The organism is Myxacorys chilensis (assembly GCF_059505265.1).
The window spans coordinates 32,640-55,113 of sequence record NZ_JCACKG010000239.1 but is presented as its reverse complement, the minus strand read 5'-3'; the positions used below and the strand labels follow the sequence as shown (position 1 = coordinate 55,113).

21 protein-coding genes are annotated in these 22,474 nt (G+C 49.3%); 16 read left to right on the top strand and 5 right to left on the bottom strand.

Going from position 1 to position 22,474, the window contains the following annotated elements:
- Positions 1 to 159 precede the first annotated feature (159 nt).
- Both AC5JLB_RS24870 and AC5JLB_RS24865 read right to left on the bottom strand, forming a co-directional pair.
- Positions 160 to 315, bottom strand: coding sequence for an NACHT C-terminal helical domain 2-containing protein (locus AC5JLB_RS24870; RefSeq protein ID WP_495876514.1), 156 nt, complete (start codon positions 313 to 315; stop codon positions 160 to 162).
- Positions 309 to 455: a hypothetical protein gene (locus tag AC5JLB_RS24865; RefSeq protein WP_495876513.1), complete on the bottom strand. Its 147-nt coding sequence runs from the start codon at positions 453 to 455 to the stop codon at positions 309 to 311. Before AC5JLB_RS24865 ends, AC5JLB_RS24870 begins: the two co-directional genes overlap by 7 nt.
- Positions 456 to 1,056: 601 nt before the next feature.
- Here AC5JLB_RS24865 and AC5JLB_RS24860 point away from each other — a divergent pair.
- The 4 genes from AC5JLB_RS24860 (at position 1,057) to AC5JLB_RS24845 (ending at position 2,997) form a co-directional block, all read left to right on the top strand.
- The gene (locus AC5JLB_RS24860) at positions 1,057 to 1,887 is read left to right on the top strand and encodes an IS6 family transposase (RefSeq protein ID WP_495876512.1); all 831 of its coding nucleotides are present in this window, start codon (positions 1,057 to 1,059) and stop codon (positions 1,885 to 1,887) included.
- Positions 1,888 to 1,917: 30 nt separating this feature from the next.
- Positions 1,918 to 2,106 carry a hypothetical protein gene (locus AC5JLB_RS24855; RefSeq protein ID WP_495876511.1) on the top strand — a complete coding sequence of 63 codons (189 nt, stop codon included), beginning with the start codon at positions 1,918 to 1,920 and terminating at the stop codon, positions 2,104 to 2,106.
- A 151-nt stretch (positions 2,107 to 2,257) separates the two neighbouring features.
- A complete protein-coding gene (locus AC5JLB_RS24850) occupies positions 2,258 to 2,434 on the top strand; it encodes a helix-turn-helix domain-containing protein (protein ID WP_495876510.1) in 177 nt (58 codons plus the stop codon).
- Positions 2,428 to 2,997, top strand: a complete 570-nt coding sequence (locus AC5JLB_RS24845; RefSeq protein WP_495876515.1) for an IS630 family transposase — start codon at positions 2,428 to 2,430, stop codon at positions 2,995 to 2,997. The genes AC5JLB_RS24850 and AC5JLB_RS24845 overlap by 7 nt, the downstream gene beginning before the upstream one ends.
- A 469-nt stretch (positions 2,998 to 3,466) precedes the next feature.
- Here AC5JLB_RS24845 and AC5JLB_RS24840 read toward each other — a convergent pair whose 3' ends face one another.
- Entirely contained in the window at positions 3,467 to 5,707 is a 2,241-nt protein-coding gene (locus AC5JLB_RS24840) for an adenine nucleotide alpha hydrolase family protein (RefSeq protein WP_495876509.1), read from the bottom strand.
- Between the two features lie 147 nt (positions 5,708 to 5,854).
- Here AC5JLB_RS24840 and AC5JLB_RS24835 point away from each other — a divergent pair, with 147 nt between their 5' ends.
- From AC5JLB_RS24835 to AC5JLB_RS24780, 12 genes are all read left to right on the top strand, one after another.
- Positions 5,855 to 6,559: a 4'-phosphopantetheinyl transferase family protein gene (locus tag AC5JLB_RS24835; RefSeq protein ID WP_495876508.1), complete on the top strand. Its 705-nt coding sequence runs from the start codon at positions 5,855 to 5,857 to the stop codon at positions 6,557 to 6,559.
- A complete protein-coding gene (locus AC5JLB_RS24830) occupies positions 6,556 to 7,185 on the top strand; it encodes a hypothetical protein (protein ID WP_495876507.1) in 630 nt (209 codons plus the stop codon). Before AC5JLB_RS24835 ends, AC5JLB_RS24830 begins: the two co-directional genes overlap by 4 nt.
- Positions 7,182 to 11,657: an amino acid adenylation domain-containing protein gene (locus tag AC5JLB_RS24825; RefSeq protein WP_495876506.1), complete on the top strand. Its 4,476-nt coding sequence runs from the start codon at positions 7,182 to 7,184 to the stop codon at positions 11,655 to 11,657. The genes AC5JLB_RS24830 and AC5JLB_RS24825 overlap by 4 nt, the downstream gene beginning before the upstream one ends.
- The gene (locus AC5JLB_RS24820; RefSeq protein WP_495876505.1) at positions 11,654 to 13,111 is read left to right on the top strand and encodes a condensation domain-containing protein; all 1,458 of its coding nucleotides are present in this window, start codon (positions 11,654 to 11,656) and stop codon (positions 13,109 to 13,111) included. Before AC5JLB_RS24825 ends, AC5JLB_RS24820 begins: the two co-directional genes overlap by 4 nt.
- A gap of 540 nt (positions 13,112 to 13,651) precedes the next feature.
- Positions 13,652 to 14,722 (top strand): threo-3-hydroxy-L-aspartate ammonia-lyase, encoded by a 1,071-nt coding sequence (locus AC5JLB_RS24815; protein ID WP_495876504.1) that lies wholly within the window; start codon positions 13,652 to 13,654, stop codon positions 14,720 to 14,722.
- A 357-nt stretch (positions 14,723 to 15,079) separates the two neighbouring features.
- On the top strand, positions 15,080 to 15,175 hold the full coding sequence (locus tag AC5JLB_RS24810) for a hypothetical protein (protein WP_495876503.1): 96 nt from the start codon (positions 15,080 to 15,082) through the stop codon (positions 15,173 to 15,175).
- Between the two features lie 40 nt (positions 15,176 to 15,215).
- A complete protein-coding gene (locus AC5JLB_RS24805) occupies positions 15,216 to 15,362 on the top strand; it encodes a hypothetical protein (RefSeq protein ID WP_495876502.1) in 147 nt (48 codons plus the stop codon).
- Positions 15,363 to 15,556: 194 nt separating this feature from the next.
- Positions 15,557 to 15,961 (top strand): hypothetical protein, encoded by a 405-nt coding sequence (locus AC5JLB_RS24800; protein WP_495876501.1) that lies wholly within the window; start codon positions 15,557 to 15,559, stop codon positions 15,959 to 15,961.
- A gap of 182 nt (positions 15,962 to 16,143) precedes the next feature.
- Positions 16,144 to 17,400, top strand: a complete 1,257-nt coding sequence (locus AC5JLB_RS24795; RefSeq protein WP_495876500.1) for a radical SAM protein — start codon at positions 16,144 to 16,146, stop codon at positions 17,398 to 17,400.
- A complete protein-coding gene (locus tag AC5JLB_RS24790; protein WP_495876499.1) occupies positions 17,400 to 17,792 on the top strand; it encodes a hypothetical protein in 393 nt (130 codons plus the stop codon). The genes AC5JLB_RS24795 and AC5JLB_RS24790 overlap by 1 nt, the downstream gene beginning before the upstream one ends.
- A gap of 245 nt (positions 17,793 to 18,037) precedes the next feature.
- A protein-coding gene (locus AC5JLB_RS24785) for an IS1 family transposase (RefSeq protein ID WP_495876498.1) occupies positions 18,038 to 18,720 on the top strand; the annotation gives its coding sequence in 2 pieces (ribosomal slippage) (positions 18,038 to 18,364 and positions 18,367 to 18,720; 681 coding nt in all).
- Positions 18,721 to 18,753: 33 nt separating this feature from the next.
- Positions 18,754 to 20,037, top strand: coding sequence for a PhoPQ-activated protein PqaA family protein (locus AC5JLB_RS24780; RefSeq protein ID WP_495876497.1), 1,284 nt, complete (start codon positions 18,754 to 18,756; stop codon positions 20,035 to 20,037).
- Between the two features lie 309 nt (positions 20,038 to 20,346).
- Here the strand turns inward: AC5JLB_RS24780 and sbnB are convergent, their stop codons facing one another.
- Complete coding sequence (gene sbnB, locus AC5JLB_RS24775) at positions 20,347 to 21,390, bottom strand: 2,3-diaminopropionate biosynthesis protein SbnB (RefSeq protein ID WP_495876496.1); 1,044 nt, start codon at positions 21,388 to 21,390, stop codon at positions 20,347 to 20,349.
- 13 nt (positions 21,391 to 21,403) lie between these two features.
- Entirely contained in the window at positions 21,404 to 22,384 is a 981-nt protein-coding gene (gene sbnA, locus AC5JLB_RS24770) for a 2,3-diaminopropionate biosynthesis protein SbnA (RefSeq protein ID WP_495876495.1), read from the bottom strand.
- Positions 22,385 to 22,474 lie beyond the last annotated feature (90 nt).

The following is a 22,474-nucleotide window of genomic DNA, read 5'->3' as shown; positions in this document are numbered from 1 at the left end:
TTCTGACAAACCATCACCAAAAGCTGCGGAGAGCCCGAAGTTGTGAAAATACGCATTCACCTCAAATTTCAGGAAAACACCTAGAAAAGGAGCACGTCTGTCTCTCTAAAACGCAAGAGTTATTATTACAACGAATGACTCACGAACCCATTCTGCACTTTAAGTGCAGAATGGGTTGTTCTGGATGTTTAGCCATAGACTTTTCGGTAGGAGCAATGTTGCTTCGATTTCCTCTCGCCTTGAGCGGGTGACGTAGCAACCCCTGTTGAGACAGTCTGTGAGTAGATTGTTAACTGGGCGGTACTGCTCTACCAATGTTGCTTGATTTCGCCAGATTGCGCGTCTTCAACGGGTTCACCCATGTTCAGCGGCGATGCGGGCAGTGGAGAGCGCAAAATAGTAGCAATAGCACCAAGACGACGATCGACTTGAGCATCATCGATCTCAGAAACCAAAATGCTTCCGCTAGGTTTTCTTGCACAAATGCAGGATAAGTTGAACGCCAACTTCGCACGATGCTGATCATCCAAAATCCAGCCACCTGAGCAATGACTACACCCGCTAGCAGCAAACACAGTATGAACGCATATATCAGGAAAAAGTAAGACAGATAGCCAAAAGCCTCTTTCGCAGCACCTTGAATCAGCGGAATAAAAATTGTTGCGGTAACAAAGACAGGTGCGCCTTCGTTGGAGATTCACATTAAAAACACTGCACTGTGACAAGCGCTACCACGATCGCGTACCTGCTTGGTTAATGCTTCAGATCCATCCTGCGCCCCCACACCGTTGCTCCCTTTCATTGAAAACGATAAGGGCTCAAGTTGCAGCAAAATTTAACCTTTTGCCCACATTAGGGAGAGGAACTTGCTTAATTCTGTGTAATTTGAACGGTCATTTTGCTGCATTTGCACTTTTCCGTAATCGCTTTTGCACTCCTCCCTCTATCAGACCTTCAGGTAGGAAAGTGTCAGAATTAAAGCTTGAATATTGAGCGAAATCTACTGTCTCTGATAGTCTAGGGGCTGACCTAAAACTGAATCCCCATCCCGCTTTGATGAACTGTCTCCATTGTCATTCCTCGCTCACCACTCAATTGAGACGCACCACCAGTCTTGGCTATCAGACCTTCTACTGTCGAGAGTGTCTATCAAGCTTCAATGAACGCACGGGCACGCGGTTCAACTTTTTAGAAGTGCCCACCGATATCGTATTTCAGGTTTTGATGGGTCGGTTGCGTTTCAAGATGAGCTTGCGAGATGTGGCAGAATTTTTTCTGGTGCGCGGATTCGAGTTCACGCATGAAACGGTGCGGCAGTGGGAAGAGCGATTTGCGCCCCTGGTTGCCGAACAACTGCGAACAAAACGCACGGGAACGATGGGTGGAACCTGGCACGTCGACGAGACGTACATTCGAGTCAAAGGCAGGTGGTACTATCTGTATCGGGCAATGGATGAAGACGGCAATTTAGTGGACTCACTGCTGCGGGAAAAGCGAGATATGGAATCGGCGCAAGCGTTTTTCGAGCAAGCATTAGGGGTGGCACAAATACCGCCGAGCCGAGTGGTGACAGATGGATTGGCCTCCTATCCCCGCGCCATTTCAGAGGTTCTGGGTGAAGCAGTCATCCATGAACCGGGGAGTTGTTTAGATAATCCGATTGAGCAAGATCATCGCGGGATCAAGCACCGTTACTATCCAATGCTAGGCTTTGGGACGTTTGAGTCGGCAAAACGATCCTGTGCAGCATTTGAGGAAGTGCGACAGTATTTGCGGCTCCGTTCACAAATGGCAGAATTCGTGTCTCTATCTATGCGAAGAAGTGTGTTCGTTGAGCGAGTGCAAGCGTTATACCAATTTAAATTAAGTACAGGGCAAAGGGGTTAGAGTGAGCAAAGTCGTTTAGGCGTCCTACTCATGGCTGGTATCACCTCAATTGATGTCAAGGAAAGTTTGAATGATCTAACAGAACAACTGCGTCAAGCCAAAACGTCGACCCCGAAAGAACGATTTCAAGTGCTCTACGGGTTGAAACAAGAGAATGCACCCAGCATCAGTGCCATTGCCAAAGCGGTTGGGAAACATCGAAACACCGTACAAACCTAGCTATCGAATGATCGAGAGGGTGGAGTAGAAGCGATGTTGGAAGTCAAGAAATCGCCAGGGGGAATACGGGTGATTCTGCAATGAGCAGAGATGGCACTGGCAAAGCGGTTGCAAAAGCCAAATAAATCATGGATTCAGCAGTTATGGAAAAGTGCAGCAGTGGTTGTCCGAGACGTTGGGGATAGAGGCGGAGTATCATGCGGTCTACCAGATGACGCGCTACCGACTCAAAGCCAAACTTAAGTCTGCCCGTCCGCAAAATTGTCAGCAGGATAGTCAGGGACGAGAGGCGTTTAAGCAACCCTCGCAGACGACCTTAAGCTGCTGAGCCAGTATGACCGCCAAGGACGGCAAGATGAACGTCCCGTTCGCTACTTTGCTCAGGATGAGAGTCGCTTTGGGCTACATACCCTCATCGGACGATTAATCACTGCTTGTGGGGTCAAACCGATTGGTCAGTGGCAATGGTTGTTCAAAACATTCTGGCTCTATGGTGCGGTCGAACCTGCAACCGGAGAGTCCTTTCTTCTGCAATTTTCCCATGTCGATACGAAGGGCTATCAGCGTTTCCTAAATGAGTTTTCTAGGGCTTATCCCGATAGTCTCAACATTCTTCAAGTCGATAATGGACGGTTTCACAAGGGTAAAAAGCTGGTTGTGCCAGAGAACATCATCTTATTGTTCCAACCGCCTTACTGCCCAGAGCTAAATCCGATTGAGCGGTTGTGGGAACATCTCAAGGCCGATCTCAAGTGGGCTTCGTTCAAGACTCTAGCTCAACTGCAAACCAAAGTTGATCAACTGCTGGCTCAGTTAATGCCGGAAATAGTTGCTTCGCTCACAGGCTATCCGTTCATTCTGCAGGCCCTATCTGCCTTGAATGCTATTTAAATTGGTATTAGAAGTGGTGTTCCAATCGGCTTAATAAATGATTTAGGAAGCATTCCTTCTCTTGTCAATGCCTTGGTTTTAGAGCTTTTGAAGATTCAATTCTGACACTTTCGAGCAACGTACTCACCCACCTTCGGTGCCGTCCACGACCCACCATCCTCGGGCGCAGACTGCAGACGCTCATATATATAACTGTCTGATCCTGTTACCACTAATCTGGGGCAGTGTTTCGGTGAACCCGAGATAAGCAGCAATATCAACAAACCGCTTTCCTTGTTTTCGCAGTCGAATAGCTTGATTATTGCAGATCATTCCAAGTTGTTGAGTTTATAAACCAGACATCTGGTCTTTCCGTAGCTAGCGATTTTTCCTTGAACCCGCATCCTCTCACATTGCCGGGTTGATATGTAGCATGAGCTAGGTACTTTCAACTGTATTCATTCTGCCCCTTCTTATCTCAAACTCACGTTTACTTGATTCCAGTAGACGATCGTTCATTAGTTAACAGACTGATGAGTCCACTGTCTACAAGGAGCGCATTCGCACTTGCTGAAGATGCGGTATGGTGTGCCTGCACCAACCATCCGCCTGCTACAGGCTCCACAACTAATTGGAGTTCTGATCGGTCACTGAGCCAACGTCCACGTGGATCTATCAGAATCGTCAAGCCATTCGAAGTGGGTAGGCATCCTTCACTCACACCAACCTTGCGCAGTCCAATACAAGGTAGCCTATCCAGGGTGGTGTCGGATGCTACATAGTGTAGCGCTTGGTCGTCGCAGTCGAGCCATTCGACCACAAAGGGAGCACTGCCTGTTGCACCATCTAAGGTTATCAGGCGGGAATCAAGGGATTCAACTGGCATGTATAACGGCGAAGTGTGATCAAACCTGCTCGCTACCATTGGTACATTGGAGAATGTGGTAGGGGCTCGACGATGAGGTGTGGACAGCGACGCAAGTCCAGCCGCAGCCGCAGCCGCATCGCCGATGTCCCCTACTAGTTGGCGCCAATCAGACCAACGTGTTAGGAGAGCAGACCCCGAAAGTAGCAGCCACGGGTCATCAGCCCCTCGATCCAATAGCACTGCACGCATTGCAGGGCCATTAGTTTGTAGCTTAACAGCAGTCTCGTCAGCCTGGATTAATCGCTGAACGATATCGCGATGACGGTGCGAGTCAGCTTCACTAAGGCTGACCTGCCGCAAGGCACCAGTTGCACCGGAGGCATAGGCACGCACGGTAACTCCACCTGGCACATAGTCCAGTCCCAAACTTACTACACGATGACGGGCTAGTCCCGCCAGAACCACCCGGTTTGCAGACTCTATGCTCAACCCTAGCGGTAGTGCCAGCAGCACGTGCTCACGGACTTTCCAGGCGCGAGGCTGTGCCGCTAGTGCAAGCCAGCGAGGATTGTCCTCTAAAGCAGGTTTGCGTACTGGTGTATAGGTACCGGAATGCTGCAGTGCCGCAACTTTGTCTCGATAAATCAGCCTCACCGCCGTATCCCAATCGGGGACAACGGCATCTAGGTACGAACGAACTGCCGCATCGGTAACCCTAGGAGCGATGCGGCAAACAACGGACTTTCGCAAATCTGGCTCTGTTGGTAGGGTGGGAAGTCCAAGATCACTGAGCGTGGAGTTGGCAACCTCTGGATCAACACTCGCCAACTCCAGGACAGCGTCCTCACGGGGGTTATGACCCAGTCGAACCTCCCAGGCGTTGGAACCCTCGTAGCTGTGCCATCCCTTCTGGTGCTTGTGAAGGGCAATGCCAGGATCGTTGATCAAGCAGTTGGTCGAACAGAATCCGCACTCGTCGGGTTTTCGCCATACATCATCCTTCTCCATAAGGAAGGCAAGGATCTCCTGCCGACGAACAGGAGTATATCGATAAAAGTCTACGACCTTGATGCGGTCGAGCACCTCATCATGCTTAACGTTCCACTGGTTGAGGCCCGAGAATCCCGGCGACTGATGATAAACACGCCGTCCATCTTCTAGCCACGCTTCAATCTCAACTGGGTCATAGATGTTGCGCATATGGAACCATTCCAGACGCTCTTGCATGATCTGGCCTCGGGAAAGACCAGTAACGATAAACCGCACGCCTAGCTTGTCAGCTCTGGTCAGAGCGTGGTCGAGCAAGCTACGGAAACAGCCCATGCAAGGCGTGGAGAACCGCGAGAGGCTATTCCTAATTGTCTCTCCCACTCCAGCGGGTCTAAGGGTCAGATGCGTAACACCAAGCTTTTTGGTCACGCGATTGATATTATCCAATGCGCGAGCGGAGATAAAGCCGTTGTCAAGCGTGAATGTCGTTACCGACAGTCCCATCTCTACTAATTTGTACAAGGCGTAGGTGCTGTCCTTGCCACCACTGTAAAGCAGCATACAATCGAATTGAGCCTGTTCGTCTCTCTGTAGCTGCGTTAGCAACCGGACAAGAGCCGCTGCCTCGCTGAACCACGCCTCGCTTCGCTCCCGATCTTGCTGGTAGCGCCGGCAATGCGAGCAGACTTGCCACTCATCGAAGCTGACTCCTGGATAGCGGATGCTGATCCCACAGCAGTCACACCGAGCCTCATCAATGTTAAATCTACGAGAGTCCGTATCTACTTGGTCGGCTAGGTCGATACTCACCAGTGGGCTCTTGCGAAGAGCGGAGATCACCATCGCTCGTTGATGTAGACGGTCTGCTATCATAGCATCATGCCAGTGATACTTTTCATAAAGACTCGGCTATTAGTTAGTTAACGTGAGCCTAGTTCATAATACGATAGCAAAAAGAATTTTTTAGAACAATACTGATGACTGATGTTCGACCATAGCTTGAGCTAAGGAGGCTAGCTTTTGGCTAAGAAAGAGGGTGAACATGCTTGCAGAGTTGACATCTGGCGCTTAAGGTTCGACAGCGCGATGATAGAGCAGAACGGATGGTCACTGCTAGACTCATCTGAGAGAGTGCGCGCCAAGTCCTTTCGGTTCGAACATGATTGCCGTCGCTTTGTGCTGAGCCATGCCTTCCTTCGAACTGTACTTGCGGGCTATCGCGACGAACGTCCGGAAAAAGTTGCCTTTACTTTGGGACTTCATGGGAAGCCTAGACTGGCAAATCGTGAGGATCCTCTAAGATTCAACCTTAGCCATTGTGATAGCACCTGCTTAGTTGCTGTCACTGAAGGGACTGAGATCGGGGTAGATGTAGAGGATTTGCGTGTAGTAGCCGATCGAGACTTGATAGCAACTAGCGTGCTTACCTCCGCGGAGCAGGAAGCCATGTGGACCGCTGCACCAGAATTGCACGACGAATTGTTCTTGCGTTTCTGGACCCGTAAGGAGGCAGTGCTGAAGGCGGATGGGTCTGCCTTGTTCGAAGCTCCCGGTTCTGTAGAGACACACATCAATGCACCAGATTGTGCTGTGTTACGCTGTGCAGCTAACGGTGGCAAGGCCTCCATCTACCGCCTGTTCGATCTTAGTTGCGAATCTGTGATTGCTGCCGTTGCGATTCTTGATTGGGCGGGATCCGTCGTTCTAGCGGAGCGGAGTACATGATGCCTGATCATCCCCTTCTGAAGCAATGGTTGCTTGATCCTGCAGTCGTTGGGATACCGTTTATCCAAGAGCTCGGCGGACTGCACGCTTTGGAACTGGTAGCTGATCTCATTGATGCTAAGGGCTGGTGGCAGCATGGCTTTCCGCCGTCTTCATTCCCAAAATACGTGGCGCATTTAGCAGCGCCGATGGAACGCCCACAACCAGGTTTTGTCCGAATTCTTTACTTTCCCACGCGCCCGGCTGATATCCCGGCATTCTTGGCACTAATATCTTTTGTTATTTTATTTGCGCGATTAAATTATTATCATGGGCCGGTCGCTTGGCTCAACTTTCCGCTAGGTCTACTGGATGAGGCACACATTGGAACCATGCGGTCCGTCATGGTGGAACTCGATAGACTTGTTTTGCGACCCCAGCAAATGGGTCCGAGTCTGGCTTTCGAGGGCGACGATGCCACCGATGCTGTTCTCTTTATTGGTGCGCGCCCACCGAAGGCATGGGAACTTATGTCTGGTTCCGTCTTTGCTACGGAGTGGGGGCTGCCGCTCATCTGCATTCCCAGTAGGACGCTCAGCGAGGTGACACTTGACCGAGTCCCATGGTTGGAGCAAGGCAGCATATGATTTCCGTCAGTTTCCTTACATCACTTCAGGAAGGAATTCTACTGCATCATCTACAGTCCCCTGAGCAGCCCGATTACGTTGTTCAGCTTAGCGCAGATGTCCGCGACCTTGATTTAGACCGGTGGCGCAGTGCTTGGAATTTTGTTGTCGCACGCCATCCGATGTTGCGTACTGCGATTGCTTGGAAGACGCAGCTGCGACCGCTTCAGCTCACTGTGTCTGATGTAGAGATGCCCTGGAGCATTCTGGATTGGAGCAAACACCCCCCAGACGTTCAAACAAAGGACTTTGAGGCACTCTTACGAGTCGACCGCGACACTCTCTTCAAGCTCACGCATCCACCTTTGATGCGTGGAATCTTAATTATCCTAAGTCCAGGTCGGTGGCGATTCCTGTGGACCTACCACCACCTCATTCTCGATGCTTGGTCATCCTCACTGATTCTTAGTGAGGTGACCGCTGCCTATCTAAATGAGGTGGTGCCTGTAACTTCCGACGAAGGTATTCCGTTCAAACGTTACGTCGACTACCTTACTGGACTTGACCTGACGGAAGCCGAAGGTTATTGGAGAAGAACCTTGACTGGAGCGGTTGTCACGCCAATTTGGCATGGTCACGGGGAGGTAGGGAGCACAACCTCGATGCTAGACGAGGCATCATCAGGGAGACTGACCACCTTTTGTCGCAGTCAGGGTGTGACTTTGGCAACCTTGGTTCAAGCAGCTTGGGCTTTGGTGATTGCACGCTGGAACGGGACATTGGAGACTATTGTCGGCGTGACCGTCTCAGATCGTCCGTCCGAGATCGACGGGGTGGAACGCATGATTGGTCCATGTATCGCTACCCTGCCCGTTCGCTTGAAGATCCCACTACAGCAACGTGTGCGGGAGCATCTCGCGGCTGTCCAAGCGGCGGCGGTGGACATGCGAGAACATTCTCACGCCCCGCTCTCGCGTATCCTTGGCTGGGTAGGTGCGGATGCAGCAAGTGCCCTGTTCGATACCCTGATTGTCTTCGAGAATCTACCCAGTGAACTGAGCGCTCTCACTGGTGACTCGAACGCGCCTTTCAGCAATCTGCGAAGCGAGTGGTACACACATTATCCACTGACAGTCATGGTTGTTCCTGGTTCGAGGCTGACAGTTCAGATGCGAGCAGCTGGCGATCAAGCTCTGCTTGACAAATTGGCGGATGCCCTTCTCAAGGGAATCCAAGCCCTGGCACGCGATCCGGACCGTTTTGTGGAACAGGCTCTGGGAGAAGTCCCAGCCCCCGAGCTGTCGCCCATAGCTGTAGGTTCCTTAAAGCCTGACTATCTTACGACACCTGCACCAGTTTTAATAATGCAGGCTTGCACCGCGTTTGCAGCGAGTCCAGCCATTGTAACAGCAACGGAAACTGTTAGTTATGACGAACTTGGAGCACGAATCCACCGACTGTCCTTAGCCCTAGCGGCACATGGTGTGCAGCCAGGCATGCGTGTTGTGGTGCGGCTTGCTCGGACATCATGGCTGCCTGCCGCCCTAATCGGGATCCAAATGGTGGGTGCAGCCTATGTGGCTTTGGATCCGGGACTACCGCCTGAACGGTTCACTAAATTGATGGTGCGCGCTGGGAGCGATTGGCTTCTCGTCGACCGATCGGATGGCTTTCCTACACCAGTAGGAATGAAGGTACTGGTCCTCGACGAGTTGGCCGAGGCTGCTGCGGTACCCTTGCCAGCAGTTTCACCGACCGCAACAGCATATATCATCTTTACCTCAGGCTCTACAGGTCAACCCAATGCTGTAGTAATTAGACACGCAGCCCTATCGAATCTGCTTCGCGCCATAGCCGTGGTTCCGGGTCTCGCAGCAGGCGACAGAGTGTTGGCTACTACCACCATAGGGTTTGACATTGCCGTCGTCGAGCTCCTGGCACCTCTGTGCGTGGGGGCGACAGTGCTGCTGTACGATCAGCCAGTCTCCACAAACCCGCAGGAGGTGATTCAGTTTATCACTGCCACTGCCCCGGACGTCATCCAAGCAACTCCCTCACTTTGGGAGCTCCTGTTTGCTCACGGCTGGACCGGTAGACCGAGCCTTCGCGCTTGGTCAGGCGGTGAGCGACTATCCCAGGACCTCGCATGGCGGTTGAAGGCACATGCCCGCGAGGTTTGGAACCTTTATGGTCCAACCGAAACTACGATCTGGTCAACTGCAGCCCAGATCACTGAGGTGAAAAGTCCCGTAGTGATCGGCAGACCACTAGCAAATACCTCTATCGTTCTGCTTGACGACACTGGGAGGCGAGTTAGTATCGGCGCAATCGGTGAAATATGCATCGGTGGTGCCGGTCTGGCTGACGGTTATGATGGAGATCCTTACCTGGCTTCCCAACGCTTTACTTTCTGGCACAGTGATAGCGGCGTACAGCGACTCTACCACACTGGTGACTTCGGACGTTTCCTTACCGACGGCTCACTGCTATACCTTGGTCGCTGTGACCGTCAATTAAAAATTCGTGGTGTACGCGTCGAACCCGAAGAGATCGAGGCTATGCTGCGACAGCATCCCAGTGTAGCTGCCGCGGCGGTAATTCCCTTCCGGTCTCCACTAGACGGAGACCGAATGGAGTTGGCAGGGTTCGTCCAGATACAGCTAGGAATGCCCGCACCAGATTTTCGCGATATATGGAAAGCCCTAAGCCAACGGCTGCCGACATATATGGCATCGCTGCGGCTCAAGGTGCTGGACCGCTTGCCTTTATCACCTAACGGCAAGGTCGACCAGCGCCAGCTAGTGGTCATGGCTGAAGCAGAAGAGCTAGGTGCTGTCCCTACTACAGCCGGGGGCGTACCCATTCTCGAACTAGTGCTCCAGATTCTTCGTCACGTGCTGAACCAACCGGACCTGGGCTCCGCAGATGATTTCTTGGCAGCTGGCGGCGATTCACTTTTGGCCATGCGGGTGGTGGCGCGAATCAACCACGTTTGCGGTGTAGACTTGAGGCCTAGTATTGTTGTGGAACGCCGTTGCGCTGCGGCTCTAGCCGCTGTAGTAGCTGAATACCTCGCATCAGGCATTATTGGACTGTCTCTTCGAAACGTGGCTAAACGGTGCAACGGTCCAGCACCTCTGACCGATAGCCAGCGTCAGCTATGGTTTCTAGGAGTCGATCAGGTGGGTCTTGCACCTTACCATCTTGTTGCTGCAATCGCTATCGATTGGCATGTTGACGCAGATGCTTTGCAACGTGCCATCAACGAACTCATCAATCGACACGACATCCTGCGTACTGGCTTTCGCCAGGAGACTAGTGGCGTTATGCAAGAGGCTGTAAGCGTGTTCAACGCGCCGCTGTCCATTGCCAAGGTAGAGCCTGGGGAAACGCTTGAAAAGGCCGTGGAGCGGCTTGCCATCGAGAGTGCCGCCCAACCGTTTGACCGGACACACCCACCGCTATTACGATTCTCGCTAGTGCAGAGCGAATCCAGTCAGTTCGCCATTCTTCTAGCTATCGACCATATCATTGCAGACGCTTGGTCGATCCGGCTGATGTTCTCGGAATTAGTGGAAACCTACGAGCGAGAGGGGAATCATAAGGTCGTTAAGGGCTTGACCCAACCACTACAATTTCAGGATTTTGCATGTTGGCGCGCTGAAACCGCTTCTCCGGAGCAGATGGTTTCGGATCTCAACTATTGGCGCCGTAAGCTGGCTGATTTATCGCACAGTGGACTGCCTCTAGACAAGCCGCGGCCGGCCCAGCGCACCTTCATGTGCGACAATGTATTCCTGATCCTGGCTCTCGACGATACGCAACGCGTGCTAGACCTTGCCCGCCGCAATTCAACAAGCTTATTCTCACTATTGCTGTCCGCGTACCGTGTGGTTTTGCTGCGCACCATGGGCGAAGCACGAGCTGGTATTGGAACCATGCTAGCAGGTCGCGACCATCCTGATCTTGAGTCCATGCTAGGCTTCTTGGCTCGGACAGTGGTGTTACATAATCCGATCACTGCTGAAATGAACTTTGCTGAAATTTTGCTACGGGAACGTGAAACCCTCTTAGATGCATGGCGTCATCAATCTGTGGCATTCGACGAGATTGTCTCGGATCAGCGTAGGCGGAATTTATCGAATGGTGTCAATCCAATGTTTCAGACCATGTTCGTCACCTACGCCAAAGGTATGCCGGACAGCCGTAGGACAATGGTAGGTGTTCAGCTTCTGAAAATTGCGCCGCGTTTTGTGGAGTTCGATTTAGTCGTCCGTTGCTACGAGAACGAGGAATCGTTAGAGTTTTGCTTCAGCTACGACACTGCTATTTTCGAGAATGCGACGATTGTGCGTATGGTAAAGAACTACAAGCTGCTGCTGTCGCTAGTGACTCAATATCCCGACTTGCCTGTGGGACGTTTGCCACTTGGTGGCTCAGAGACAGACGAACTTGTTGACGCCTTCCTCAACACTGAGGGGAGGGGACAATGAGTTCCCCATCTCTGCCTGGAGACGCCCAAGCTCGCGCCCGCCTTAAGGCCTATCTTGATGAGAAAGGGCTGCGATTACCAGTGCGGACTCGGATCCTTCCAACTGCACGCACAGGTCCTTTCGTACAAAGTTTTGCCCAGCAGCGCATTTGGTTTATCGAGCAGGCTATGCCAGGTACCTCAATGTACAATATGCCAGAGTGCGCACGAATCCGAGGACACCTGAATTTCGATGCGTTGTGTGAGTCCGTCTGTGCGATTGTAACTCGGCATGAAGCCTGGCGAACAACGTTTGCCACCCGAGGCGGTGAAGCAGTTCAGATTGTCCATAACCATCAACCGCCTGACATCAGACTGGAGAATACTTCAGAAGATGAGGCAGCAGCACGGGAACGATTAATCGAACTCTGTGGAATCCCGTTCGACCTAGTCAGTGGTCCGCTAGTTCGTGTCCATGTGCTCGTTCTCTCACCTGACGACTACATAATGCTGATCAACGTGCATCATCTCATTTCAGACGGTTGGTCAACCGGCATATTTGTGAGAGAGTTTATTGCCATCTATGGTGCCTTGATTGAGGGACGGACTCCTGTGCTTGATCCGCCAGCACTGCAGTACGGCGACTATGTCCTGTGGCAAAGACAGACGTTGTCGAACACTGGGTTCGACGCCATAGTCAAGCGCTGGGCGGAGATGGTCGGGCCCTACCAAGGTTACGCCGTCCTTCCGACTGATCGAGCACGCGTAGTGGGCCTGGACGATAGCGGTGAGTTTAGCATGTTGAACCTGAGCCGAGAGCGGACCAAAGCGCTCAATATTTTGGCACAGAAATTTGGCGTCACCCTGTTTGTCGTGTTGTCGATGGCCTTCAAGCTGGCGCTAATACGCATGACTGGCAACTCCAGCGTCTCGCTTGGGGTGCCCGTGGCCGGTCGCAACCGGCGCGAGTTTGAAGGGGTTATAGGGCTGTTCGCTAACACTGTGGTTCTCCATACTGACCTCTCGGGCGATCCAACCCTCGCCGATGCTATAGAACGGGAGCGTAAAGCCTGGATCATCACCCAGACTTATCAAGATGTTCCGTTTGAACGACTGGTCGAGCAAATCAATCCGCAACGGTCGTCGGTGCACCACCCATTCTTCCAGATTATGTTTATTCTCCAGAACACGCCCATGCCTCCTGTGTTGCTTCCTAACGCCTCGATTGAGTTCATCGCTACCGGCACCCACTCCGTGAAGTTCGATCTGGTCTTCGAGCTCTATGAAACGGACGAGGGGTTGCAAGGTTGGTTAGGGTATTTGCGCAGCCTCTTCGACGAGCGGACCATTAGCCGGTTGATCTCCTTATTCAAATTCGTGCTAGAGGATCTCCCTGGTGGTGGTCATCGCCGCCTGTCGACTATCGGCATCCAGTCCCCTACTAAAGGAGTTCAGGACTTTTTGGAACCACTCTAATACAACTTGCTCAGCAAACAGACAGGAATTTTGGCTTGTCCCTTGATAAGTACCATCAATATTAAATGCCTAGAGATAATAGTTGCTGATGCAATCTACTAACCTACTGTTTGCAATTGGGGTAAAAACATACTCCAACAAATCTGCCTCAAATACTGTTTCATTAACCTTGACTACGTTCACCTGAGTCTGTAAGCAATTTGTATAACCCTGCCATCCTCCCGTACTCGCCGACTTACAAGACTTCACTTACGTAAATTGAGTGTAACTGAATTGCTCTGCTAGTCTGTGCTCAATTAATCTCTACCATAGGAATGTTGATTAATCCTGGTCGTCATGTGCCTCAATTTGAAAGGTTAACTATGTCATTCTCTACTATCTATCTTTGCTAAGGAGCCTTACAAAAATAACTTGAGCAACTCCTGAAACACTTTGCTTGCCATACAAGGCTTTTAAGGTTTCGGCAGTGCAATTTAAATTTGTAAGGATCCTAAGCTGCTTTCATCGCCTCATCCCTTACTTCATAACTTGAACCTCATCGTGAATCTTGTAAAGACCAGAAGCAATTATCGTTTAGTAGAAATTTGTCTGACACTGGAATTACAAGAAGAAATAACTTTGAGATATGGAGGAAACGAATCAGTGGATATTACAAGTTCAAGGCTTGTTTCTGGAGCTAAGTGTACTGTTGCTTATCCTGATATAGAAGCTGCAGCCTTGCGGTTATCTAATCAAGCTAGTCAGACACCTGTTTTCGTTTCTAGAACTGTTAACCAAATTACACATAGCCAAGTATTCTTCAAGTGTGAGAATTTTCAGCGTACAGGGTCTTTTAAGTTCCGAGGTGCGTACAATGCTCTAGCCCAGTTATCCGAGGCAGAGAAGCAGAGAGGTGTCTTGACGTATTCATCTGGAAATCACGCTCAAGCGATTGCTTTGGCCGGAAAATTATTGGGTATTCACACTACTGTTGTGATGCCTGAAGATGCTCCAGCAGTCAAGCAAGCTGCCACTCGCAGCTACGGAGCGGAGGTTATTCTGTACAACCGTTTGAAAACTAATCGGGAGATTCTGGGTCAGACAATTGCTCAGGAGCACGGACTCATAGTTATTCCCCCTTATGATCATCCCCATGTTGTAGCAGGACAAGGTACAGCAGCCAAAGAACTTATCCAGGAGGTTGGCTCACTAGATTTAATGCTAGTTTGTTGTGGAGGTGGTGGACTCCTTTCAGGAGCTGCAATTGCTGCGAATAAGCTGTCACCGAGCTGTAAGATTATCGGGGTAGAACCGGAAGCTGCTAATGATGCTACCCGCTCATTTCATACCAAGATGCTGTATGAAATTCATAACCCTAACACCGTTGCTGATGGAGCCAGAGCGCCCTCCTTGGGTCAAGTAACTTTTCCTTTAGTATTACGCTATGTTCACGATATGGTGACCGTTTCTGAGGAAGAAATTCAACGCACTGTAGTGTTCTTATGGGAGCGAATGAAGATTGTTGTAGAACCTACAGGAGCAGTAGCAGCGGCTGCATTACTGGGAGGTGTAGTTGCTATGCCGAATAGTAGGATTGGTGTAATTGTTAGTGGAGGGAACGTAGATTTATAGCGATTTTGAAGCTCATTAGTTTAATACAGGTATGCTATTTCGCTCAATATTCAAGCTTTAATTCTGACACTTTCACCTAATCCCAATTTGGTATAAGTTGAGGATTGATAGTGTCTTGTGGGCTCGGCCAGCAGTAGGCAGTCTCATTGAGCAAGTTAGTGGCGTAGAGATGCCGCTGCTTAGGACAAGAGTACGATGGGTATGGACTCAAGCTCCACTTGCTCACCAACGACAAAGGCAAGTTGCTGGCGTTTCAATTAACGAGTGTTACTGTTCGATAACCGAGTGCCCGTGCCGACCCTGACGTAGGAACTCATCGGTAAGCTCTTTGGCGAGCGGGACTGTATTTCGCAAGCCTTGTTTACGCAACTGTGGCTACGCGGTTTGCAGTTAGTCACTAAACTCAAAAAGAACATGAAAAATCGCTCGATGCCGCTGTTGGACAAGATTTGATTGCGTAAGCTGAGCGATTATCGAATCAGTCAGTAACCAGTTGAAGAACATTTCTCAAATTGAGCATTCTCGTCACCGTTCTCCAGTTAACTACTTGGTCAATCTAGTTTGTGGTTTGATTGCCTATTGTCATCAGTTGAAGAAGTCCTGCCTCATACTTGATACCTCTTTGCCTGCGTCTGTTTGACCCGAATTCACATTAGGTTAAGTAAATTTAAAGAGATTGCTCAATTTTGCAAAGCCTGTGCTATTGTTCACCCATCACTAAAAGTTTTTCACATTAAGTTCCTTACAGTTGCTTATCCATCTCTAGAGCTATCACAACACAGTTTCCGGCAGTCTCTTCTCCCGACCCAACTGCATGCAATGGAGGCATTAATAATGGCAACAAGAGATTTTGCACGAGCTCTACTTAGAGAAGTTCCATTGGCCCATATTGAGGTTTATATTCAGGTTCTCAACGATGGAATCTTAAGAGAACGTGATGAGAAAATGGCTGACAATGGCACAATTTGTGGTGGTGGCTGTGATGCGAAAGGTGGTGCCTGCGGCGCGTGGTGCGCGCAAGCTGATAACTATTGGGGTTGCTTTGACATCCAAGGTCATTCAGGCGTAACTAGAGAAGATTTCCAAAATGCTGTAGACAATCCGAATGCGTTCCGTCAGGCGCTCAACGAAGAGCTGATGGGCGTTGTGCGGTCAGTAGATAACCTAGGAGAGAATAGCCAAAGTGCACCTCACCTCGGACCGAAGATTAACCCCAGACTTTGGGTCAATCGTGGCTAAGGCTTGCGTAATGTAAACCTGCATGACTTTGAAGTTCCCAGGGTACGTACTGCTCCCTCGCTTCAAAGAGGGTAAGCATGAGGAAATCGCTAACCTAATTGTGTTTAGCTTGCTTTGATTGCGTGAATGTTAGATGTGCAAAAGGTTCTTCGGTACATAAGGTGTGCTTGATTCACTTAGTTTTGCAACTTTGGAACTCAAGACTATCAGCTCACAATATTAAGCAGAAGGAGTTGGTTATTGTGGACAAAAGTAGCTTGATGGCGAAAACAGTAGAGCCGAACCATCCTTCCCTTCATCGCCTTGCCATAATGCTCACTGAGGTTTGTAATCTCGCTTGTCCCTACTGTTACGAACATCGCGACCCGGAGATTTTCTACAATCCAGATCCCCATAAGCGGACGATGACGGAGGCATCGGTCATCGATATGCTCGAGCGAGCTTACAAGATCTGGCCACGAATTAGCACTCTATTCTTTTTCGGTGGCGAACCCCTGCTCAAGCGTAAGCTCATCCGTCAAATCTGTGAGGTTGTTGAGGCCGGTAGTATTCCCGGTATGGGAATTAAGCCGAAATATGCCATGATCACCAACGCAACCCTGCTTGACGAAGATGCCCGGGAGATGGTGCTCAAGTATGACTTCGGTTTGAATATTAGCTTAGACGGTCCGCCGGTAGTAAATGACCTATCACGGATTGATAGGCATGGTCATGGCACATCCTCGCTCTCTATGCAGAACCTAGCCAAATTGCGCGATGCTGGCGGTACTTATCACATTGAGGCTACATTCTCGCGCTTCCATCTGGAGGCTGGGGTCACCGTTATGGACTTAATGGACTATTTTAATTCTGAGCATGGGGTAAGGGTTCTGCATGCGCCTTGGGTATCGGCTACTCCGGATAACCGTTACTATTTGACTGACGACGAGATCGTTGAGTCTTATATTCCAGCAATTCGTTATTCCTTAGACAATTTGCGTAAAGGAGTGCCAAAGGTTATCTTTTTGGTCGACCATTGGCTGCAAGTACTGAAATCTTATGACCCTATGGCACGCCGCGCTTACTGTCCAGCCTTTTTCTCAGATTTGTCGATGAATCCGGCAGGAGACATCTACCCTTGCTTCATGTTCAACGGATACCAGTACTTGAAAATGGGCAATGTTTATGACGATCAGTTTTTTAAGACAATGAACTGGTCAGTTGGCAGAGCCTTTCAAGAAGCTATTTTTGGGCCTTGCGATTGCCCAACTGAGTATCAGGCATTCCATTCCGGCTGTGTTGGTGCCGACCGGATCGCCACCAATTCTATTTTAGCGAAGCCTTATTGTGGCGTTCATACTCGCCTCCTAGAGGCATTCCTCGAAATGCTTATGGAGGATAGCAGCACAGTTCCCAACAGTTCCTTCCACGCCCAAACTACTAAAATGGGGGTATTGTAATGGCAACAAGAGATTTCGTACGAGCTTTGCTCAAGGAAGTTCCGTTAGCCCATATTGAAGTTTATCTTCAGGTTCTTGATGATGGAATCCTAAGAGGACGTGATGAGAAAATGGCTGACAACGGCACCTTTTGCGGCGCTGGCTGCGATGCAAAAGGTGGCGCTTGTGGTGTATATTGCGCGCAAGCTGATAACTATTGGGGCTGCTTTGATATCCAAGGTCAGTCTAGCGTGTCTAGAGAAGATTTCCAAAATGCTATAGAAGATCCGAATACGTTCCGTCAGGCGCTCAACGAAGAGCTGATGGGTGTTGTACGGTCAGTAAATAGCCAAGATGAACCCCACTTGGGGCAGAAAGTTGTCCCCCGACTCTGGGTCAATCGTGGCGAATGAGTTCGTAATCTAAACCTATGCGCCTGAAGGGTTAGGGCGCGTACTACCTCCCCCTTCAAAAAGGGTAAATTCTGGGAAATCGCAAGCCTAATTATGTTTAGCTTACTTTAACTGGGTAATGCTAGGTATGCCAAAGCCCTTTAGTACGTAAAGTATGTTTGATTCACTTTTTTATTGAGTGAACTCTTCCCCCTAGCTCGAATTCGGGTGTTGCATACTAGGGAATGATGATGTGGGACTAAGCCATGAACTGCCCCCGCTGCGCCAGTGACAAAATCGTGAAGAATGGACATCGCCACGGCAAACAAAGCTATCTCTGCCGAGACTGTCAGCGCCAATTTCGGGAGAATCCATCACCGCAAGGCTATAGCTCTGATGTCAAAGACGTGTGTGTGAAGATGTCGCTCAATGGCATGGGGTTTCGGGGAATTGAGCGGGTCACTGGCATTAATCACAACAGTGTCGTCAACTGGGTGCGCCAAGCAGAAGCGGCTATCCCAGACGAAGACTATGAGATTCCAGAAACCGCTCAAATCGACGAACTCCAAACCTTTGTCGGGGCTAAAAAAACAAAGTCTGGCTCTGGACAGTCGTGAATACAAAGTTGCCCGGCATTCTCAAGTTCATCGTGGGCAACCGCTCATTGGAGACGTTTCGGAGGCTCTGGCAGAGGATTCAAGGGTGGGCGTGTTTTTTGTATATCACCGATGGCTACAAGGTCTACCCCTGCTTAATTGATGATGCCGACCATCTGGTGAGCAAGACGGCGATGACTCGGGTGGAAGGAGAAAATTGTCGATTACGCCATTACCTAGCACGCTTGCACCGCCAAACGCTCTGCTACTCCAAATCGGCGGAGATGTTGAGGGTATCCGTGCGATTGTTGATCTACTATCTCCAGCATCACCAGATTCCTCGATTTGCCTAAGTCATTCTCTCTTTTGCAACACCCGAATTCGAATTGAAAAAAACATCTAGCCAAAATTATTTGCGCGTTTGGACGAGTAGGGTTTCACCTCAGTTCAATATCGGGATTCCTCGGCGGAAAGCTTTGCTAATGGGCGAAAGCCTTGCAGTGAAGATTACGTCGCAGCGATGGAAAGGCATGGATTGGGTTCATGAATTGCAACTTTTCAAGCCTTCGACTTATTCGTCTAGCCAGTCCCAAGGCTTGTTGTTCTTGAGCGGTGGTGCTCAAGGGGGAGATGCTACTCACCGCAATGAGGATGCACGATTTGAGGGTGAGTTGACCCTATTTGCCATAATTGCTCAGGAGACCAGCAGTATTGTTGGAGTTGTCTCCCATACCCTATGTCAGCCTATGTTCGGTGGTCTTGGTGAGAACGAGTTAATCTCCCATAGTTTTAGTCAATTTTTGGCGTCGGGACGTCCCGACTGGCCGGTGCTATTACCGATGGTAGGTGCAGTACGTCGGGCTATGGATGTCACCCAAAGGCTAGCTACCGACACTTGGGCTGCTAAGGTCGAGCAGTTTACCTTAGCTGGATTCTCTAAACGTGGTTGGGCTGCTTGGCTAACGGCTGCTGTGGACGAACGTGTAAATGCCATCGCCCCTATTATGATGGATTTCTTCGACCTACCACGACAGATTACCTGCCAACGCTCCGTCTGGGGTAGCTTATCTCCTGCCCTGCAACCGTTCGAGACTCTAGATATACCAAACCGTTTGCAAACATCGCGGGGTCAACAACTTCTCGATATGGTGGATGTTGTCCGCTGGACTACTTACTACAACGTTGCACGAGCGATCATATCTGCTACAAACGATGAATATTGTCCGGTTCAAGCCTCAAATCTCTACATTGAGCAAATTCCTGGAAGAAGTTATCGCTCGATGATTCCCAATACTAGCCACGGTTCATTGGCCTACGTAGAAATTCTTGGCATAGTCGGGGCGCTTCATCGACAAGTGGCCTTGGGAGAGGTGATGCCTAATTTAACAGGCAAGGCCTGGATTGAGGACGGAGCACTCTGCATTATGATGACCTCCAATGCTGCCCCTATTTTTAAACTTTGGATTGCACATGCGCCTAGCCTCGATCTCCGAAACTCTCTATGGTCGCCGATCGAGCTGTTTGGTGAAAGCAAAATTCGGATTGCGCTACCGGTGCAAGGTATCATGGCGATTTTTGGGCAAGCGAAATATAACAAGACTTGGGGATGCTTTGCGTTAACTACCCAAGTTTGGACTGTTGGTCCTCAAGGGTTAATTGAGGTAGCATAGACAGTCTGATCGGTTAAGGTTCATATGGAAGTGAAAAAATCAGATTTTCACGTGGAAATAGAAGTAAAACTCTTTCAGATTTGAGCAGCAATCGATGGGTTCTATCGCTTAAGGGATAACTGAGTTGCTCACTGTCATCTAGCATCCGTTTCAGCAACTGACCATTGCGTTACTTAATTAAAAGTATTATGCGGTAGTTCATTGAGGTATTTCTCATCTGGACAAGGTGAATTTATAATTAATAACGAAGAGTTTGCTGAACAAACCCTTCGTTGTGTGATCGATAGACACTAGATTCCTAGGTTCTCGTTATCGCTCTAAATCGTAGAAGAATTCAGGAATCTCAAGATACTCGCCTGTAGCAATTGCACGGTCATATATCCATTTCCCCAAAGCAAGATCGAGAATTCCGAGTCCGAATGGTGAAAACACAACGGTACGATTCCGTTGTATTATGCACTTGCCCTCTAGGACGTCAGCAAGTGAGCCAGTAATAAAATCTCGTGATCCTGCCAGCTTTTCGGCCAAATGTAGGGATGTGTGGGCATTCATTACATGATGAACGTCATCAACAATGTTGCAGGTATTAAGAAGCAATTCGGGAGCAAGATCACGAAGTGAGACATGTAGAATAACAGGATGATGCTCAAAAAGTGCATATTCATGTACGTGCGGTTCTGAAGCAACTGTCGCGAATAAAACTAAATCTGATTCTCGTACAACCGAAGTAAGAGTAGGGAACACAGATATGGATGTGTGCTGCTTAAGCTCGCAAACGCACTCAGCAAAGCGTTGAGCTTCTCTAATATTGGTGTCGTATATACGAACATTGCTGATATTCCAGCCCGTTCCTATTAAGAAACGATAGATATAGCGTGATATAAAACCTGCACCAATGATCCCAAGCGTTTGCACTTTGCGTCCACCTGTCAGGTGTTCTGCTGCAAGTCCAGCGAATGCAGCAGTTCGAGCCGCTGAAATGATCGACGCCTCCAGGCATGCAAACGGATAGCCAGTTTCGCCGTTATTAAGAATTAGCACAGCGGAGGCACGCGGAATACCGTTGACGATATTGTCGGGATAGCTAGCAATCCACTTTATACCAGAAGTATGCCAAGGATATTCAAGATACGAAGGTAATGCAATGATACGCGCATTCGGTTTATCACGAAAATTCAGGAAAAGGCTGGATGGATTAACGCTGTGTTCTCTCGAGTGAGCAATGTAAGCATCACGTACAATCGTGATGCAGCCCTCAAGGTTTTCATTAACGAGGCGATGTACTGTACGCCCAGTGATAATCGAGAATGTGAATGAACTAGATGATTCAGAACAGGAATTGGGATTGGACATACATTACACTAGCCTATGCATTGTCAGTAGCATTCACACGCCACTCAACCCAACGACGGTTAAAGATGTTATTAAGGTAAGCGTTGCCACGGTCACAACATAGAAACAAGACACGGGGTCGAGTACGCTGGTTCAATTTGGCGAAATATTGCTTGATAGCGCTGTAAGCGCTGCCACTGGAACCACCTACAAAGAGACCATATTTCTCAAGTAGTTCATGGCAACCTGCGATGGTTTCGACTTCGGATACTAACACAACCTCGTCAATGAGGGCGTGTTTAAGTAAAGGGGGTATAATGCTTGATCCCAAACCAGAAATCCAACGTTTATACAGTGAATGTCTGAAGATTACTGACCCCTCTACGTCTACTGCAACAATTCTGATATTGGCATTATGTTCTTTGAGTCGTTGAGATACACCGGCTATGGTTCCAGCCGAGCTAACACCTAAAAATACGTAATCGATAGAGGAAATACTCTGCCAAATTTCCTCGCCAGTGAGATGGTAATGAGCCTCCATGCAGTCAGGGTTACCATATTGATTAGGCCAGTATGAGTCAGAGATTTCGCTTTTGAGCTGCTGAACTTTGCATAAACGTGACTTCAAGAAGCCACCAGTATCATCGTGGTTTTCAACTTTAATCACGCGGTCACATTGCGAGCGTAGCCAAGATTCATACAGCGGCGATATATTCGGATCAATAACCGGAATAAAATTAATTTCTAGCATTTTTGCTAGTGTGGCTATTGCACAGGCAAAGTTACCTGAGGAAGACTCAATGATAGTAGTTTGCGATTCGATTTCACCACGTTCGATAGCACGCTTTAAAGTCCAAAGAGCTGGTCTATCCTTGATACTGCCAATACCGTTAAGATATTCGAGCTTTGTAAACAAATCTATATGGTTGTTTGTCAGTTGAATAACAGGTGTAGGGCAAATGATTTTCTCCACAACTGCAAGTCGTTCAACAAGCCCTTGTGCTAATGCCGTCATAGCAAGCCTTAAAGCCTTAACTTATCACAATCAAGGTCGCAGTAAAAATAATACAATAAGAAATTTCTTGTAGAAGTCAGTTAAGTAGTT

What these genes read in the sequence shown, in the direction of transcription:
- AC5JLB_RS24855 (WP_495876511.1), top strand. Translation starts at nt 1,918, where the DNA reads ATGGCTGGTATCACCTCAATTGATGTCAAGGAAAGTTTGAATGATCTA.
- AC5JLB_RS24860 (WP_495876512.1), top strand. Translation starts at nt 1,057, where the DNA reads ATGAACTGTCTCCATTGTCATTCCTCGCTCACCACTCAATTGAGACGC.
- AC5JLB_RS24825 (WP_495876506.1), top strand. Translation starts at nt 7,182, where the DNA reads ATGATTTCCGTCAGTTTCCTTACATCACTTCAGGAAGGAATTCTACTG.
- AC5JLB_RS24820 (WP_495876505.1), top strand. Translation starts at nt 11,654, where the DNA reads ATGAGTTCCCCATCTCTGCCTGGAGACGCCCAAGCTCGCGCCCGCCTT.
- AC5JLB_RS24830 (WP_495876507.1), top strand. Translation starts at nt 6,556, where the DNA reads ATGATGCCTGATCATCCCCTTCTGAAGCAATGGTTGCTTGATCCTGCA.
- AC5JLB_RS24790 (WP_495876499.1), top strand. Translation starts at nt 17,400, where the DNA reads ATGGCAACAAGAGATTTCGTACGAGCTTTGCTCAAGGAAGTTCCGTTA.
- sbnB (WP_495876496.1), bottom strand. Translation starts at nt 21,390, where the DNA reads ATGTCCAATCCCAATTCCTGTTCTGAATCATCTAGTTCATTCACATTC.
- AC5JLB_RS24840 (WP_495876509.1), bottom strand. Translation starts at nt 5,707, where the DNA reads ATGATAGCAGACCGTCTACATCAACGAGCGATGGTGATCTCCGCTCTT.
- AC5JLB_RS24800 (WP_495876501.1), top strand. Translation starts at nt 15,557, where the DNA reads ATGGCAACAAGAGATTTTGCACGAGCTCTACTTAGAGAAGTTCCATTG.
- sbnA (WP_495876495.1), bottom strand. Translation starts at nt 22,384, where the DNA reads ATGACGGCATTAGCACAAGGGCTTGTTGAACGACTTGCAGTTGTGGAG.